Source organism: Morganella psychrotolerans (assembly GCF_001676155.1).
Lineage (GTDB): Bacteria > Pseudomonadota > Gammaproteobacteria > Enterobacterales > Enterobacteriaceae > Morganella > Morganella psychrotolerans.
In genome coordinates, this window is sequence record NZ_LZEW01000012.1 from 241,419 (window position 1) to 259,110 (window position 17,692).

Annotated in this window: 15 protein-coding genes and 3 pseudogenes; 11 read left to right on the forward strand and 7 right to left on the reverse strand. The window is 50.5% G+C overall.

Annotation, left to right across the window (positions count from 1 at the left end):
• Positions 1-19: 19 nt before the first annotated feature.
• From AYY16_RS21435 to AYY16_RS11520, 6 genes are all read left to right on the forward strand, one after another.
• Complete coding sequence (locus AYY16_RS21435; RefSeq protein ID WP_263317261.1) at positions 20-148, forward strand: hypothetical protein; 129 nt, start codon at positions 20-22, stop codon at positions 146-148.
• Between the two features lie 148 nt (positions 149-296).
• Entirely contained in the window at positions 297-1,343 is a 1,047-nt protein-coding gene (locus AYY16_RS11505; protein ID WP_067366449.1) for a mechanosensitive ion channel family protein, read from the forward strand.
• A gap of 82 nt (positions 1,344-1,425) precedes the next feature.
• Positions 1,426-1,773 carry a MerR family transcriptional regulator gene (locus AYY16_RS21100; RefSeq protein ID WP_235846288.1) on the forward strand — a complete coding sequence of 116 codons (348 nt, stop codon included), beginning with the start codon at positions 1,426-1,428 and terminating at the stop codon, positions 1,771-1,773.
• Between the two features lie 58 nt (positions 1,774-1,831).
• Entirely contained in the window at positions 1,832-2,284 is a 453-nt protein-coding gene (locus tag AYY16_RS21105) for a GyrI-like domain-containing protein (protein WP_235846289.1), read from the forward strand.
• Positions 2,285-2,549: 265 nt separating this feature from the next.
• Entirely contained in the window at positions 2,550-3,707 is a 1,158-nt protein-coding gene (locus AYY16_RS11515; protein WP_067366452.1) for a trans-sulfuration enzyme family protein, read from the forward strand.
• 31 nt (positions 3,708-3,738) lie between these two features.
• Positions 3,739-5,016, forward strand: a complete 1,278-nt coding sequence (locus AYY16_RS11520) for an MFS transporter (protein ID WP_067366455.1) — start codon at positions 3,739-3,741, stop codon at positions 5,014-5,016.
• Positions 5,017-5,163: 147 nt separating this feature from the next.
• On the opposite strand, the gene AYY16_RS11525 is transcribed toward AYY16_RS11520, so the two are convergent.
• The 6 genes and pseudogenes from AYY16_RS11525 to AYY16_RS11550 form a co-directional block, all read right to left on the reverse strand.
• A complete protein-coding gene (locus AYY16_RS11525; RefSeq protein ID WP_067366458.1) occupies positions 5,164-7,092 on the reverse strand; it encodes a TonB-dependent receptor plug domain-containing protein in 1,929 nt (642 codons plus the stop codon).
• A gap of 201 nt (positions 7,093-7,293) precedes the next feature.
• Complete coding sequence (modD, locus tag AYY16_RS11530) at positions 7,294-8,139, reverse strand: ModD protein (RefSeq protein WP_067366462.1); 846 nt, start codon at positions 8,137-8,139, stop codon at positions 7,294-7,296.
• Positions 8,136-8,975, reverse strand: a complete 840-nt coding sequence (locus AYY16_RS11535; protein ID WP_067366465.1) for a class I SAM-dependent methyltransferase — start codon at positions 8,973-8,975, stop codon at positions 8,136-8,138. The genes modD and AYY16_RS11535 overlap by 4 nt, the downstream gene beginning before the upstream one ends.
• Positions 8,972-9,745, reverse strand: a complete 774-nt coding sequence (locus tag AYY16_RS11540) for an ABC transporter ATP-binding protein (protein WP_067367262.1) — start codon at positions 9,743-9,745, stop codon at positions 8,972-8,974. The genes AYY16_RS11535 and AYY16_RS11540 overlap by 4 nt, the downstream gene beginning before the upstream one ends.
• 87 nt (positions 9,746-9,832) lie before the next feature.
• Positions 9,833-10,757 (reverse strand): annotated as a pseudogene (locus AYY16_RS21535) (FecCD family ABC transporter permease); the annotation flags it as partial.
• Positions 10,754-11,787, reverse strand: a pseudogene (locus tag AYY16_RS11550) (ABC transporter substrate-binding protein). The pseudogenes AYY16_RS11550 and AYY16_RS21535, both read right to left, overlap by 4 nt.
• Before the next feature lie 240 nt (positions 11,788-12,027).
• Between AYY16_RS11550 and gntR the strand changes: the two are divergent.
• The 5 genes and pseudogenes from gntR to AYY16_RS11570 all read left to right on the forward strand — a co-directional run.
• Positions 12,028-13,020, forward strand: a pseudogene (gntR, locus tag AYY16_RS11555) (gluconate operon transcriptional repressor GntR); the annotation flags it as partial.
• A 169-nt stretch (positions 13,021-13,189) separates the two neighbouring features.
• The gene (gene gntK, locus AYY16_RS11560) at positions 13,190-13,732 is read left to right on the forward strand and encodes a gluconokinase (RefSeq protein WP_067366471.1); all 543 of its coding nucleotides are present in this window, start codon (positions 13,190-13,192) and stop codon (positions 13,730-13,732) included.
• The gene (gntU, locus tag AYY16_RS11565) at positions 13,729-15,066 is read left to right on the forward strand and encodes a gluconate transporter (RefSeq protein ID WP_067366474.1); all 1,338 of its coding nucleotides are present in this window, start codon (positions 13,729-13,731) and stop codon (positions 15,064-15,066) included. Before gntK ends, gntU begins: the two co-directional genes overlap by 4 nt.
• 175 nt (positions 15,067-15,241) lie before the next feature.
• Entirely contained in the window at positions 15,242-15,661 is a 420-nt protein-coding gene (locus AYY16_RS21125) for a hypothetical protein (RefSeq protein WP_235846293.1), read from the forward strand.
• A complete protein-coding gene (locus tag AYY16_RS11570) occupies positions 15,588-16,328 on the forward strand; it encodes a methyl-accepting chemotaxis protein (protein WP_235846302.1) in 741 nt (246 codons plus the stop codon). The genes AYY16_RS21125 and AYY16_RS11570 overlap by 74 nt, the downstream gene beginning before the upstream one ends.
• 69 nt (positions 16,329-16,397) lie before the next feature.
• On the opposite strand, the gene hisS is transcribed toward AYY16_RS11570, so the two are convergent.
• The gene (gene hisS, locus AYY16_RS11575) at positions 16,398-17,669 is read right to left on the reverse strand and encodes a histidine--tRNA ligase (protein WP_067366477.1); all 1,272 of its coding nucleotides are present in this window, start codon (positions 17,667-17,669) and stop codon (positions 16,398-16,400) included.
• Positions 17,670-17,692 lie beyond the last annotated feature (23 nt).

Below are 17,692 nucleotides of genomic sequence, written 5' to 3' on the forward strand. Positions count from 1 at the left end.
GAATGAGTTGTAATTTTATATGATTGAATTAGATGAAAAAAATAAAGAAGATGAAGTTGTAGCCTTGCTTAAATTACTAACACTTTCGGAGAAAGACAGTAAAAATGGAAATGTGTATTTACGTGAGCAATTATTAGATAATTTGTAATTTACGGTCGGAACGCTTTATTCAGTATTAAAAAGCAGTTTGAATGAATATCATGTTACTGCACATGTATTAATTCACCAGCGACAGGATAAATCGAGTTTCCCGGCGAAATTCATCAGAAGGAGAGGAATAATGATAAGGAGTTGCTGTGTTAACTGAAGAGTTTCTCTCCAATAATGTACTCAGCCTGATTGTGTTGGTTATCTGTATCTTAGGCTCTGTTGGGTTGATGATTTACAACCGCCGGCGGGAAAAGGGTAAACATGCCACATTGGTACATATTTCCCAGCTTGTGATGTGGGCGCTGTGTGTGGTGATCCTAGGGGATTTTACAGAGCAGGGAATTGTCTATTTTCAGTGGCGTTTTATCACCGCTGATACCGTGGCGATGATTTGTACCACGCTGATCGTATTGCTGTTGATCCGTAAATTATTCCTGATGATCAACCGCCTGGCGCAGGCACAGATAGCTCGTGGCAGTGATATTACCTCCGCGCACATTATTTCCCGCGTGCTGAAAATTCTGATCGTGATTGTGGTTTTTCTGCTCTACGGTGAACATTTCGGCATGAGTCTATCCGGGTTGATGACGTTCGGCGGGATCGGCGGTATTGCTATCGGGATGGCAGGGAAGGACATTCTAAGTAATCTCTTTTCCGGTATTATGCTCTATTTTGATCGTCCGTTTAAAATCGGTGACTGGGTCAGTTCGCCTGACCGGCAGATTGAAGGCACGGTGGTGGAGATTGGCTGGCGCATCACAAAAATTATTACCTTTGATCACCGCCCGCTCTATATTCCTAACTCCCTGTTTTCTTCCATCAGTGTGGAAAACCCGGGGCGCATGACAAACCGGCGGATCAAAACCACCATTGGTCTGCGCTATGAAGATGCCGATAAAATTGCGCCGGTTGTCAGTGATATCCGCGCCATGCTGAAAGCCGATACAACTATTGATCAGCACCAGACCATGCTGGTCTATTTTGATGAATTCGGTGATTCGGCACTCAATATCATGGTCTATTGCTTCACAAAAACCACCGTCTGGGCAGATTGGCTGGCGGCACAGCAGGCGGTTTATTTGAAAATTATTGCTATTGTTCATCAGCACGGCGCAGATTTCGCTTTCCCGAGCAGAACTCTGTATATGGAACGCAATTCCGCTCCTGCAAGCCGCGAACCTGCGGGAATGTGATCCGGCACCTTGCACTGAATACCCTGTTTCCGTTATCGTGCCGCCGGTTAATCATTAAGATGTGACTCAGAGGCGGCACGGTATGGCGAAATATTTTTCTATCGGCGAAATGGCAAAACTTCATAAAATCAGCATTCAAACGCTGCGTTATTATGATCAACTGGGGTTATTCAGACCGGTCTATGTCGATCAGGAAAGCAACTACCGCTATTACACTATCGATCAATTCTCTCAGCTGGATATTATTAAGTATCTGAAATACTTAGGGATGCCGCTGAAAGAGATCAAACACCGCTTACAGGACCCGGATACTCAAATCCTGAATCTGCTGACGCGGAAAATCACCGTTGTGGATGAAAAAATCCGTGAGCTGGAGCTGATTAAAAAAAGTACTCTCCACCAAAAAAGAGACCCTGGAGAAGGGCATTGATACCGACAGCATCGGCAAAGTCACCCGCCGTTATATTCCCCGCCGCCATATTTTATCAATGGATTACGAACCGGGTCTGAGCTTTGAGGAAACGATGGAATTCTCACGGCGGCAGATTGCCAATATCCTGGAAGAGAATATTTCTATTTTCTACGGCGGTGTCAGCGGGCTGGTTTCCCGCGACAATTATCTTGCCACACAGCAGGTTAACTATCTGAACAGCTTTGTTATTGTTGAGCGTGACCTGTTTAATCCGCAGGTGCAGAATAAAATCACGGAAATCCCGGACGGGGAATTTATCTGTCTGATGTATCAGGGACCGTACAGTGACAATGGTGCGGCATTTAAAACCATCACCGATTATGCCGAATACAAACGTATTCCGGTGGATGATATGATGTATGAAATCCCGGTAATTGACCCGCTCTCAACCAATGATAAGCATCAGTTACTGACTGAAATCCAGATCAAAGTGAAACGGCGTGAAATAGATACGCGCTGCCTGGTGTAAAACTCTATTCCCGGTATAGATAACATGCAGAAACAGGCTGAAAACACAGAGTCTGTTTCTATTTTTTTTATCTGAAGATTACCCGTTTTGTGATGAGTGTCAGGTATCCCCACATTGACTCTATAGTAGCTGTAGAGTTTATAGTTACCCCGTTCCCGTATACCACGCTACTACACAGCTGATCCTGAATCAGGATCCCGAACTTATAACGAAAACGAAAATGATGACGTGCCGATCAATACGCTGATCGCATGAGGAGTCTATTGTGACAAAACCAACTGATTATGATTTGGAAACTAAACTGATCCACCAGGGACACTCGCCGGATCCAACCACCGGGGCGCTGGCAAGCCCCATTTATCAGACCGCGACATTTGCCGCGCACTCTGTTGAACACTTTGAAGAACTCTGCCGGACATGGGGCTATGTTTACAGCCGTGAATGTAACCCGAACCTGACTGAGCTGGAGAGCAAGCTGGCTATGCTGGAAGGTGCGGACAGCGCGATCGTCAGTGCCTCCGGCATGGGCGCGATTGCATCAACACTGCTGTCACTGGTAAAAACCGGCGACCATATTGTCAGCGCTGACGGGATCTTCTCTCACACCCGGTTATTAATGACAGAGTTGTTGGCAAAATTTGGCGTGGAAATTACGTTTGCTGATGCCACAAACAGTGACAATATCCGCGCGGCAATGAAACCCGCCACGCGTCTGGTCTATGTGGAAAGCCCGCTGAACCCGTCTCTGGAGCTGGTGGATATCCGCGAAATTGCCGATATTGCTCATGAAAACAAAAGCCTGCTGATTGTCGACAGCACATTCTGCACGCCGATCCTCCAGCGTCCGCTGGATCTGGGCGCTGATCTGGTGGTTCACAGCCTGACGAAATTTATGAACGGGCACGGCGACACATTGGGTGGGGCGGTGATCGGATCGCGTGAATTGATCGAGCTTATCAAATGGCCGGGCTTATGCTGCTTTACCGGTGCTGCACTCGCGCCGAACAATGCCTGGATGATCATGCGCGGGATGAAAACCCTGGATATGCGCATGAAAAAACACTGTGAAAATGGTCTGGCGCTGGCGGAATTTTTGACGTCACAGGATGAAATCGAAGAAGTGCGCTATCCGGCACTGAAAACTCACCCGCGCTATGACTTGTGTCAGTCGCAGATGAACGGGCTGGGCGGCGGTATTGTCTCTTTCCGTCTGAAAGAAGATATTCACGGGCTGAGCCGTGACCAGGTGAGCCGCAAATTTGTTAACTCCCTGAAACTGACCACCATTGCCACCAGTCTGGGCGAAGAACACACTCTGGTACAGATGAACGGTGAAAACCTGATCCGCATTGCGGTGGGTCTTGAATCGGCAAAAGACATTATTGCGGATTTCCGCCAGGCACTGGACGCCGTCCACGGCTGACATCACAGAGATAACTATCATGGCAAATAGCATGGAAAATCTATCCCGCAGGAAACGTCTGCTGATCTTGTTTCTTCTCGCGTTCGGCACGACCGCGATGTACAGCCTGCCTTACCTGAAATCCTCATTTTATGATCCGATGCAGAAAGCGCTGGGACTGTCACACATTGAAATCGGCAACTTACTGAGCCTGTACGGCTTAATCGGTATGTTCTCTTATTTCTTCGGCGGCTGGTTTGCTGACCGTTTTTCGCTGCGTAATCTTATCTCTTTTTCACTGCTCGCATCCGGTGGTCTGGGATTCTGGTTCGCCACGTTTCCGTCTTACAACACGATCCTGCTGATCCACGTTCTGTGGGGCGTGACGACGATCCTGACATTCTTTGCCGCCTCGATCAAAGTGGTGCGGATGCAGGGAACAGAAAAAGAGCAGGGGCGGATCTTCGGGTTCTATGAAGGGCTCTCCGGGGTTTCCGGTACATTGATCTCATTTACCGGGCTCTATTTCTTCGGCAAATTTGCAGAAGCTGCAATTGGTTTCCGCTATGTGGTCTGGCTCTATTCAGGCGCTTCTGTTGTTTGCGGGATCTTGTTATTTTTTCTGATAGCACACCGTGGCGGGAATACCAATTCAGATAACGCCGAAGAAGAAAAAACCACATTCCGTTCACTGATGAGTGTGGTGACAATGCCGAAAGCCTGGCTTATCGGGCTGATCATCTTCTCCACGTATGTGGTTTTTTCCAGCCTGACGTATCTCAGCCCGTATTTGTCGCAGGTCTATGTGGTGCCGATCACGCTGGTTACGGCGCTGTCGATAGTCCGTACCTATGTAATTAAAATGGTCGCATCGCCGGTTGCGGGGATTGTGACAGATAAAGTCGGATCATCTATCAGTGTTATGTTTGTCGGGTTTATCATCATGGCAGTCAATTGCGCACTGTTCCTGGTTATCCCGAAAGGCAATGCCTTTATGTGGTTTGCCGTAGTCAATATGGTGGTGTTAAGTGCGCTGTTGTTCGCGTTTCGCGGAATTTATTTTGCCTCTGTCGCAGAATCAAAAATCCCGATGAAAACGACCGGTGCCGTGGTCGGGTTTGCGTCATTTATTGGTTTTTCACCGGATGCATTCTATTATTCTGTCGCCGGTTACTGGCTGGATAAATACGGCGAAACCGGTTACAGCTATATTTTCATGCTCTCAGTCGGCTGTTCTCTGCTCGGTGTGGTGGCGACCTTCCTGCTGCGTCAGATTAACCGCCGGGAAGCGGCGGGCGGTGGTGAAATGATACTTCCTGTATCGGCCTGACAGATATTATATATACCCAACGTCATTCAAATTGCAGGCAGGCGGGAAAGGAAGATAGACGGGGAGCATACATCAGTATGTGACCCGGCTATCTGAGTGCAGCCAACGAACCTGCGGTTTGAATGAATAAGGGTATAAAATCAATTATTAATAGCGGAATTCAACACCCAGCCAGAAATTACGGCCTTCTTCCATATAGCCATTGGTAAAGTAATAGGATTTATCAAACAGATTATTTACCGATGCATTGGCAGACATGCCGTGTCCGAAGTCATAATCCATCCGCAGATCCGTGGTGGCAAAGCCCGCAACTTTTTCGTTGCTGTCATTGTACTGATAGCTCCATGCACGGAACTCTTCTGCCAGGGTGAGAGTCAGCGGATCGATCGGGTTCACTTTCAGCCAGGCATACATTTTGTGTGTCGGCAGACCTTCCACATGATCAACATCTTTCGGATCGCTGTGAATGTAGCTGTAATTGACGCCGGTTTTCAGCCAATCAGTGATGTCACCTTTCACACCCAGATCCAGCCCGGTGTAATCCACGCGACCGCTGTTCTGGTTCTGAAAGAAATCCTGACCATTTTTCACGACAGTGTGGGCGAGGATCGCATCATCCACACGGTTATGATAAATACTGGCCTGGTAGCCCCACTTGTCGGTAATGCTGCCTTCATAGGTTAAATCAAAGGTCAGTGCGCGCTCAGGGTTAAGATCCGGATTAATAATCCCTTTTGAACCATCTTTCGGTTTTTCAGTGGTATAACGCTCTTTCTGTGTCGGGAAACGGCTGCGGTCAGAAACGGAGAAACGGACATTATCCTGATTGGCAAAGGTGTATTTTGACATCACTTCCCAGTTGAATGCATTCTGGCTGTTATCGCCTGCACCTTTATCCGCATCAAGGCTGTCACGCCAGTCATAGCCGATGGCACCGATAATATCGAGATCGGATGTTGCTGCCCACTGGTACTCTGTTGCCACAGAATAGGTGCGGTCTTTGTAACGCAGGATTTCCCCGTTGCGTTCTTTTTGTGCGCGGTGAACATCATCTTTCCGGTGACCGGAAAAAGAAAGCAGATCGCGCTCGCGCATATCTATTCCTAACTGGAGAGAGGCGCCGTTACTGAAATCATCATAGTGACTGTAATCGACTTTATTGCCTTTTTTCGGGTACATCAGCAGGGTATTCACAAATTTATCGTGATACAGGCGGCTCTGGAGATTTATGCCGTCAGTAATCTGTGTGGTGCCGTTAAAATAGTAACTCTCTTTATTATAATCCGGCCATTCCCAGTATGAATATTTGCCTTTACCTGTTCCGGCTGACGGCGGGCTGTCTTTCTCACCCTCCTGTTTCATATAGGTCACAACATACTGATCAGTGTCGCGCGGTGTCCAGCCCACCTTTACCATGCCGCGTTTATCATCAGAAGAAGAGTGTGCGCGGCGTCCGTTACTGCCAGCCAGGGCATTATCATCATCAGACGCGGGCAGACCCAGGAAACGTTGTTTATACTGACTGCCGCTGACCTGAATAAAACCAAGGTCGCTGCGCGCGCCGACACGGGCGCTGGTGTTGTACGCATTATCCGCGCCACGGGCAAACCCCTGGCTGTAGGACACATTGGCTTCAAACGGTTTTTTCGGTGTGGCGGTGGTGAGGTTGATAGCGCCCCCCATCAGGTTCGGACCCTGTAACAGCGAGGTGTAGCCTTTACTCACTTCAATGCTTTCCAGTTCGCTGGTCATAAAGCGGCCGAGATCGAGATTGCCGTCATACGGTACATAAGTCGGTATCCCGTCAAAGAAAACAGGCACTTGGCGGCTGTCAAAACCCCGGACTTTCACCGTCAGTTCATTGCGGTTGCCTGATTTTTCAAGTACCACACCCGGCATAGTGCTGATTGCGGTGGCGGCATTAGTTTTGTTCAGGGATTTCATCTGAGATTGTGTAATGACATCCGGGTTTGAAGCCAGCGGACTGCCCCATACTGTCAGAATATCGGCACTTTCCGCGTGAACAGCGGGTGCCGTCGCCAGCAGTATGGCGCAGCTGAGTAGCGTTCGTTTCATTTTATTGTTTTTCCTGTAACCGAATTATCGATATGTATTATTTTATATAACGACTTTTTTTAAAAATAGGATAAAGCGGCCGGGTCAGTTACCGACTGCATTATCCTTATTCACTATTTACTCTATACCCAACGTCATTCAAGATGCCGCCAACGAACCTGCAGTTTGAATGAATAAGGGTATAAATTATTTTTTGTTTTATCAGACCGGATACAACCAGACCTTAATATCTGCCGGCGGCGCATAATACGGCGCTGATGTCACAAACAGTTTCAGTCCGGTATCTGCGTAACCCCCGATAGTCTCTGCATTCAGCCCGCCTGCGGCGGACAGTGTGCAGTGCGGCGCCAGTACAGCAGCATCTTTAACCAGGCGGCGGATCGCATCAGGGTGAAATTTATCCAGTTGCAGTACATCCGGGCGGGCTTTCAGCGCCAGATAGGCTTCATCCGGATTGTCCGCCTCGACAATAATGGTTTTTTCCGGCGCATCATGGCGCAGAGCGGCGATAGCGGCACTCCAGTTATCCGGCTCTGCCAGAAAACGCCGGTGATTGGCAAACATCAAAATCGTTTCTGCGCAGCCCTGCCGGTGAATAATGCCGTTTCCGGCAAGCACGGCGGCGGTTGCCAGCAGTTTGGTACCGGGAATGTTTTTCCGCGTGCAGGCGAGTTGTGCATCCGGTTGTGATTTGCGCAGAATATCGACCATCAGGTGCGTCATATGGGTAACGCCGCTGCTCCACTCAATCACGTTCTGAACAATTTTCCAGCCCTGATGCAGGGCGTCAGCGCGACCTTTTGCGACCATCAGCAGTGAACCTGAATCGGCATGATCGCCGTCATTCAGGTGTAATTCGGTCTGTAATCCGAGTTTTTCCAGTAACTTCTGACCTACCGTCAATCCGCTGACAAATCCCGCCTGTTTGCGGGAGAAATGCATTTCTCCCTGCTGTGCGCCTATTCCGAGTGCGCGTGTGGTCAGATCGCCATAATGAATATCCTCCAGCAGCAGACTGTCCAGGAAAGCATCGCTGTAATAGATCACTTTATGCCCTCCGGCAGCAGCAGTGCGGCTTGCGGCACCACGCTCCAGGAAACCATTGCCCAGTCGCGGGTGGTTGGTACGACCGGCATACCGTCTGCGGCCTGTTTGTCATAATAACGGCGCAGCAGGATCATTTCCTGCTCATCCAGTGAACCGAGTGACCAGACCACGCCTTCGGCAAACTGCGCAAAGGTCATATTGTCACTGCTTTGGCAGTTAGGGCTGCGGATAAATTCCACATCCGGATGAATACCGAGCTGGTTAAGGATATTCACCGCATAAATGTATGTCGGCAGTGTGACAGGTGTGCGCCCGATGGCGCGGATCACGCGGATATCCACAAAGGTCGGGCTGACCGTATGCGTGGTGTAGACGCGCAGTTTTGCCTGACGGTTCAGTTTCAGCAACGCAGCCTGTAAATCCATCACCAGTGTTGAGCGGGATGCCACAGCGATATCGCACGGTGGTAAATCCGACCAGTCATCTTCCCAGGCGCAGTGGCGGAAAGTGACATTATGGCTTCCCTGAGTCTGTGCGCGCTGACGGGCGACTTTCAGCATGCCTTCGCTGTAATCAATACCGGTAACCTGCTCAAAGGTATCCGCCAGTTGCAGCGCGACAGAGCCGGGTCCGCAGCCGACATCCAGCAGTGTTTTTGCGCCCGTGGTATCGACGATCTCTTTAAAGCGGATCAGGTACGGATCGGCGGGGTTGGCACAATTTTGTGCCATTTTCTCCGCACGTTTGTCCCAGTGTTCCGGATCTTTGCGTGTGCGTTCGGCCTGTGCCAGATGGTCGCGGTAAAGTTGTGCGAAATCGATATCATCAATTGTCATGACAATCCCTTATAAGTGGGTTGCGCAAAATGCGCTGAAATATGTTCCGGTGTCACATGATAGAGTGCCGCCAGCGTTTCCGGTGTGAGCAGGGCGGCAGGTTTGTCCTGGCGGGCAGGCTGTGCGGAGCCGAGCATCACAATGCTGTCTGCCACCGCCGCCGCGTGTTGCGGATGATGGGTGGACATCAGCACTGTTATTCCGCGCTCCCGTAACTGCTCGATTTTATTCAGTAATTTTATCTGGTTGCCGAAATCCAGGCTGGCGGCAGGTTCATCCATAATCAGTAAACCCGGCTGCTGGATAAGAGCGCGGGCAATCAGCACCAGCTGTTTTTCGCCGCCGCTCAGGCAGGAATAGGCGCGTAGTGCCAGATGCGCAATGCCGAGGGCATCCAGCTCCTGTTCTGCCATCTGCCGCTCAGCCCGTCCCGGAGACGCAAACAGGGAAAGATGTGCACTGCGCCCGAGTGCGACCATATCCAGCACGCGGAAAGAGAAGGGCATATTATGCGCCTGCGGCACATAGGCAACGCGCCGCGCCAGTGCGGTGGCGCTCCAGTGGTTCAGCGGTTTACCGTTGATGCGGATCTCCCCGGTTTTCGGCGGTAGTAAGCCAAGCAGGGTTTTCATCAGTGTTGTTTTGCCGCAGCCGTTGGCACCGAGCAGACAAATAATATCTCCCTGCTGTAATTGCAGATTGATGTTAGTGAGTATTAACTTCTCTCCGTAACCCACAGCCAGATCACGGGTGGTCAGTACATCGCTCATCCGTTCCTCCGCGTTTGCAGCAGCAGAAAAATAAAAAAAAGGTGCGCCGACAGCAGAGGTCAGAATGCCCAGCGGCAGCTCGATGGGCGCAATAGTCCGCGCTAAAGTATCTGTCAGCAACAGCATGATTGCCCCGATCAGCAGAGAAACCGGTAACTGGTGACTGAAGTTAGCGCCCACTAACAATCTGGTGATATGCGGAACAATCAGTCCGAGCCAGCCGATGATCCCGGCAATGGAAACCGCGCTGGCGGTGATCAGTGTGGCGCTGACAATAAAAATCAGGCGCGTTACCGTGACATTCAGCCCGAGCGTGCGGGCTTCTTCATCACTCAGGCTGAGCAAATTCATGCGCCAGCGCAGCAGCAACAGTGGCACCATTCCGGCGAAGATCAGGGGAACGGTGGTTTTTATATCATCCGGTGATACTGCCGACAGCCCGCCCAGCAGCCAGAAGGTCATCGTGGGCAGCTGTGTGTATGGGTCGGACAGTATTTTCATCAGTGAGATAGCCGAGCCGCACAGGGCGCTGAGTGCAATACCGACCAGTACCAGCGCCAGTACCGGGTCATGCTGACGGGCAAGCCGCGCCACGGAATACACCAGTGCGACAACACACAGCCCGCCGGTAAAGGCGAACAGCTGGATAGTGAACATTGACTGACCAAAAAAAAATCCCGAGGATAGCGCCGACACCGGCACCAGCAGAAACACCCAGAATATCGGGAGAAACCAGCGGGTTACGGAACATCCCCTGATAAGCTGCGCCCGCCATCGCTAACCCGCCGCCGATCACCAGTGCCGCAGCAATGCGCGGCAGGCGGATTTGCCAGAATACCGTCATATTGCGGCTCAGTACGGGGTCGTCCCCGCCGCTGCTGCCGGTAAATTTCGCCTGAACCACGTCCCACAACTGCTGCGGAGTTAGTGAGAACTTACCAACATTCAGTGCGATCCCGATAGTTATGATCAATATCAGGAGCAGTAACAGACTTTTTATACTGATACTCATTTGGCAGATAACAGAGTATTAATCTGTGCCTCTGTCAACGGAGAGTGATAAAACAGACGGAAAAACAAGCCGATATCGGCTTTCAGGTCGATACTGCCCGGTTCAGATTGCGCCTGTAAGCGGCGCAGTCCGAGCAGCCGGTTCAGTCCCGGCGGACTGTCGAGCCAGCCGAACGGCAGCCCGGCATAGTAAAATACCTGCTTATTTTTCACCGCATCCAGCTCTGCCAGACTTCACCCTGCATAATGGCGTGATAGGTCACCGCGTCCTGCGCAATAATCATATCCGGGTTCCACTGCAATAATTGCTCCGCTGAGACATCTGCCAGCCCCTGCATGCCCGGAACCTCTGCGACATTCTCAAAACCCAGTAATTCAGGGGCTTCGCCGTGAATTGAACCACGCAAACCGGTTTGTAACCCATTTGCTCCGCGGGCAAGGTAAAAGCGTGTCTTGTGTGTTTCCCGCGCCGCAAAGTGTTGCGCATCCTCCAGCCATTTCTCAGCCAGTTGCGCCTGTTGTTCTGTCCGTGCGGTTTCGCCCAGCCGGGTACCAAGACGGCGCAACTGATCAGGCGTCTGAAACAGATTTCCGGATAACAGAAGGTAAGGAATACCGGTTTGACGGCTGAAGCGGCTGGCTGACGAGCGATAGGTTTCATCAGCCAGACCGCTGTCAATAATCATATCCGGAGCCAGTGCCAGCAGGCTTTCCGGCGACAATGTACTGCCGCGTCCGGAGATCCGCCCCAGTTTTGGTAATGCGCGCCACTGCGGGGCGAACAAGGGTTCATCCCGCAGGAAAAGAGAAGAGAATCCTGCCAGTTTTTCAGGTGCCACAGCAAACAGCAATTGATCAGTCGGCGGACCGCTGCTGACAATCCGGGTGATTGTCGCAGGTGCGGGTAACTCACCGTAGCTGAATTCCTGTGAGATGGTTTTCTGTGCCTCTGCTGTAAACGGCAGGGTCAGAAAAGCCAGCAGCAGGGCATAGCGGGAGAGATAAAAGGGGTGTTGTAGGCTCAGAGTCATAGTGATCAGGTCAGTTATCGTTATATTTATTATTATATAGCGGGCGTTAGCGCAGAGCATGAGGTGAGTCAATAAAATCAGCGGTAAACAGGGAAGTAAGTCAAAACAAGGTAAAATAGCGACGAGAATGTTGTATAACTACAGTCTCTTTCAGCGTATTCAGGATATTTACGTAATATTACGCAGATGTTCACTCTCCGGCGACACACAGAGCAGGCTGTATTAAGATAATAAATATGAAGAAAAAAACGCCCCTCGTTACAGGACGTGGCTGACCGCGTTGGTGTAACTAAAATGACCATCAGCCGCTTTTTGCGCAACCCGGAACAGGTTTCAGAAAAATTGCGCGGCGCTATTGCCTGCTCACTGGACGAACTGGGGTATATCCCGAACCGTGTACCGGATATTTTATCCAATGCAACCAGCCGCGCTATTGGCGTACTGGTGCCGTCACTGACAAACCAGGTGTTTGCAGAAGTTATCCGTGGCATTGAAACCATTACAGATGCGCAGGGATATCAGACCATGCTTGCGCACTATGGTTACCGGGCAGAAAAAGAGGAAGACCGCCTGGTCTCCCTGCTCTCGTACAATATTGACGGGCTGATTTTAGCCGAGCGCAACCATACTCCGCGCACACTGAAAATGCTGGCAACAGCCGGAATTCCTGTAGTGGAACTGATGGACAGTGTGTCACCGTGCTATGACTCATCTGTGGGGCTGGATAACATCCGTGCCGCCTTTGAAATGACACAGATGATGATTTCACGCGGTTGCCGCCGTGTGATTTACCTGGGTGCACGTTCTGACGAACGGACAATGATGCGTTTGCAGGGCTATGAACAGGCGATGAAACAGGCGGGATTACCGGTGGGAAATGTGATGACGCCGGAAAGCTCCTCTTACTCGCTGGGCACAAAACTTCTGCACAAAGCCAAAGCGGAATATCCGGATGTTGACGGCTTGTTCTGTACCAATGATGACCTTGCTATCGGCGCGATTTTTGAGTGTCAGCGCTTAGGTATCCGCATTCCGCAGGATTTGGCTATCGCCGGGTTCCACGGACATGATGTCGGTCAGGTGATGACACCGAAACTGGCCAGTATTCTGACCCCGCGTGACCTGATGGGCAGCCGGGCGGCAGAGATCCTGCTGGCACGTCTGCGCGGTGAATTACCGGCTCAGCAGAAAGTGGATGTCGGCTTCGAATTATTACCGGGAGAGAGCATTTAGCGGCTTCCGGTCCCTTCTTTGTGACAGGGATTTCATTTGAGAGAACTGTCACACTTTATCGATTAAAAAACGCTGTTTGATTGCATTGTAATCATATCCGTTGGTAATGTTACCGGTAATAAGTTACCGGTAACATATCGGTGATAATGACCGCATTAAAGGAGTATTTATGAGTGATAGCCAAAAACTACATCACGCCTTTGTTCTGATGGGGGTTTCCGGTTGCGGAAAATCCGCTGTAGCCAACGGAATTGCCACCGGGCTGAATGCGGCATTTCTCGACGGAGACTACCTTCATCCGCGTGCCAATATTGAAAAAATGGCAGACGGGCATCCGCTGAATGATGACGATCGCGGACCATGGCTGCAATCTCTCAATGATGCCATTTTTGCGATGCAGCGGACGAATGAACTTTCCGTCATCGTCTGCTCAGCCCTGAAAAAAAGCTATCGCGACATCCTGCGCCGTCAGAATAAAAACCTGACATTTATCTGGCTGAAAGGGGATTTCGATTTGATCGAAAGCCGCCTGAAAGCCCGCAAAGGGCATTTTTTCAAACCGGAAATGCTGGTCACGCAATTTGATACCTTAGAAGCGCCGGATACCGGAATTGAGCGCGATGTACAGATTTTAGACATCAGCCCGCCGCTGGACGCCGTTATCACCGGCGCAATGCAGATTATCACTCAGGTTGCCGGAGAGCGCTCATGACAACATTAACCCTGGTATTAACCGCAGCCGGTTCAGTGCTGTTACTGCTGTTTTTAGTCATGGTGGCGCGCCTTCATGCCTTTGTTGCCCTGATGATTGTGGCGATTGGCGCCGGGCTTTTTTCCGGCATGCCGCTGGAGCAAATCACCCAGACCATGCAAAACGGAATGGGCGGGACATTAGGCTTCCTGGCGATTGTGGTCGCACTCGGTGCTATGTTTGGTAAGGTACTGCATGAAACCGGCGCGCTCGACCAGATAGCGGTAAAACTGCTGAATTCTTTCGGTGAAAAACGGGCGCATTACGCGCTGGGGATAGCCGGGATTATTTGTGCATTACCCCTCTTTTTTGATGTGGCAATTGTCCTGCTGATTGGTGTGGTGTTCGCGGTTGCACGGCGCACCGGTGATAATGTTGTCCGGCTGGCTATCCCGTTATTTGCCGGTGTTGCGGCGGCGGCCTGCTTCCTGTTACCCGGACCGACACCTATGTTACTGGCGGATCAGATGAATGCCGATTTCGGCTGGATGATCCTTATCGGGCTGTGTGCGGCTATTCCCGGGATGATCCTGGCCGGTCCGCTGTTTGGTAATTTCATCAGTAAATTTGTGACGCTGGAACTGCCGGAAGATATGACAGAGCCAAGTATCGGGCAGAGTAAAATGCCGTCATTTGGTCTGAGCCTGGCGCTGATTCTGTTCCCGCTGGTGCTGGTGGGGCTGAAAACGATTGCAGCGCCTATGGTGGACCCGGATTCAAAATTACATGCCTGGCTGGTGTTTATCGGACATCCGTTCTTGGCGATCCTTATTGCCTGCCTGGTCGCTATTTACGGGCTGGCTATCCGCCGTGGTATGAGCCGTAATCAGGTGATGGACATCTGTTCTGCGGCCATTCAGCCGGCGGGGATTATCCTGCTGGTGACCGGAGCCGGTGGTGTGTTCAAACAGGTGCTGGTGGACTCCGGTGTGGGTCCTGCGCTGGGTGAATCACTGATTGGTGCCGGTCTGCCAATCGCCGCTGCCTGTTTTCTTCTCTCTGCGGCGGTCCGTGTTATCCAGGGCTCGGCGACGGTTGCCTGTCTGACGACGGTCGGGCTGGTGCTGCCGGTTATCAGTGAGCTGGGCTATTCCGGCGCACAGCTTGCTGCGCTCTCTGTTTGTATCGCGGGCGGATCGATCGTACTGAGCCATGTGAATGACTCCGGTTTCTGGCTATACGGGAAATTCACCGGTGCGACAGAAGCACAGACACTGAAAACCTGGACTCTGATGGAAACCATCCTCGGAACGACCGGGGCACTTGTCGGGATGCTGTTCTTCGCATTCCTGTAACACCGGTCTTCTCTTTATTAAAAGCAGCGGATTGTTCAGATCCGCTGCTTTTTTTATACCATTCAGTCACCTGCATAAAGCCCCCATGATATAAGCCGATAATTGATGTGTCCGTCAGGACAACTTTCGTTATTTTTTTTATTTTCATTTTTATGGCGGAGGAGCCGGGGATCACATGCTGAAAAAAATAAAAAGTTGGGCATCTTCGCGTCAGACATTGCATGTCAGACAACCGGATAATATAGAAATTTTTCAGAAACGATTGAGTGAGGCAGCCGGTGTATGTGCCGGAAATGAACCGGCTGCAAGTCCGGATATTCAGCAGAACGGGCACGGTGATATGTTGTGCCGTCATCTTCTGGAAGGTATCAGCGCGATTGAAATTATCCGTAACTCGTTGCTGGATTCAAGTAACCGGCTGGCCAGTGAGCAGAGTACGCTTGATGAAATGACACACCATAATGGCGAAACCCGCCAGCATATGCATGAGCTTAATGATGTGCTGGATGACATCAGTGAACATGCGGACAAAGGGCTGGATTACACAAAAAAAACTGGTTTTTACACTGGAACAAATCAATCAGAATATCGATAATATTGAGCGGCTGTCTAACCAGACAAACCTGCTGGCAGTCAACTCGGCGATAGAGGCTTCTCATGTCGGCAGCCGGGGCGCGGGGTTCTCTGTTATTTCCCGTGAGATAAAGCAATTGTCGGGTGAAATTCAGGTAGAAGCGACCACGATCACCTCTTTTACCGGTAAAATTCAGTCTCATGCGCATCATATTCATACCGATGCGAAAGATAACCAGAAATTAGTGGCGAGTATTCGTAATATTGCGGTGCAGGCAGAAAGTCGTCTGCAAAATATGATCACCTGTTCATCCAGAATGCAGGCCATTATCCACTTTGTTGCTATTCAGCAGTTTCTTAATACGGTCAAGCTGGATCATGTTATCTGGAAAGGCGATATCTACAGCCGGTTGCTGGATGAGAATGCAGATTTGCTTGTTAATGATCATACTCAGTGCCGGCTGGGAAAGTGGTATTACGCAGATGAAGGGCAGAAATTTATCAGTCATGATGCATACCGCCGGCTGGAAGAACCGCATAAAACAGTACATTTGTCCGGGCGTAAAGCGTTGGAAGCCCGTGCTCAGGGGTGCAGGCGTGATGAAGAAATGTATTTGGGGGAGATGGAAAGTGCCAGCCGCAGTGTTATTCAGCACATTGATAACTTACTAGAATCAATAAGTTATTAGAAGGTGTTATCAGGTCCGAATAGAAAAAAGCATCGCAGTGCGATGCTTTCAGTATTTTATAGCGTTAAATCAGGCTGTTGCCGTAATGGTTTTTTGCAGAACAGCCGCGGCGAGAGTATCACCGGTCACCGTTTCATTACTGTTTTCCGCCAGATCCCACAGACCGATTTCTCCGTCATGATTGAGCGTCACAATGTAGCGGCAGCCTGATTTCAGGGCACTGCTGTGCTGACGTTTCAGTTTGGCGCTGGTGAAATCGCTCAGTATTTTATATTGCGGTAACTGATGACGCAGTGTGTTTGCCAGTAACAGGGCATCCACATTCTGTGAAGCATCTTCATAAGTCACAACAATATCGGGTTGATTAACAATCGCTTTATCCAGGCCTAAGGTCTGGATCAGCAGTAACAGCCGCTCAACACCGATAGCAAATCCGGACGCCGGCAGTTTTTTACCGCTGAACAGCTCAACCAGCCCGTCATAACGACCGCCACCGCAGACTGTCCCCTGTGAACCCAGTTCATCGGTGATCCACTCAAAAACAGTGCGGGTATAGTAGTCCAGACCGCGTACCAGCCGTGGATTTACCACATAAGCAATGTTTTCGCTGTCCAGCAGACGGCGTAAATCATCGAAGTGCTGTTGTGATTCATCACCCAGAAAATCCAGCAGGCGTGGTGCTGCTTCAATCATCTCCTGCATATCCGGGTTTTTACTGTCGAGAATACGCAGCGGGTTGGTGTCCAGACGGCGCAGGCTGTCTTCATCCAGCAGTGCTTTGTGTTCTGTGAAGTAACTGACCAGTTGCAGGCGGTGCTCTGAGCGCTCTTCCGGTGTGCCCAGTGAGTTAATCTCAAGGCGCACATGTTTATCTACGCCGAGTGCCTTAAAGATATCTTTCACCATAAAAATTAGTTCAGCATCAATATCAGCGCCCGGCATACCAAAGGTTTCCACCCCGAACTGCGTAAACTGACGCAGGCGACCTTTTTGCGGGCGTTCATAACGGAACATCGGTCCCTGATACCACAGGCGCTGCGTGGTGTTGTAGCACATGTTGTTATCAATAACCGTGCGCACGCAACCACTGGTGCCTTCCGGACGCAGCGTGATATGTTCACCGCTTTTATCCAGGAAGTTATACATCTCTTTTGAGACGATATCGGTGGATTCGCCGACCGCACGCTCAAACAGAGCGACCGGTTCCAGAATCGGCAGCCTGACCTCCTGGTATCCGTAACGGGTGGTAATATTGCGTATCCGGTTTTCCAGCCACTGCCAAACCGGGGTTTCTTCCGGAAGCACACTTCGCATCCCTCTGATTGACTGAATTTTTTCCATTTTTAGTCCTCTATATACAGTTT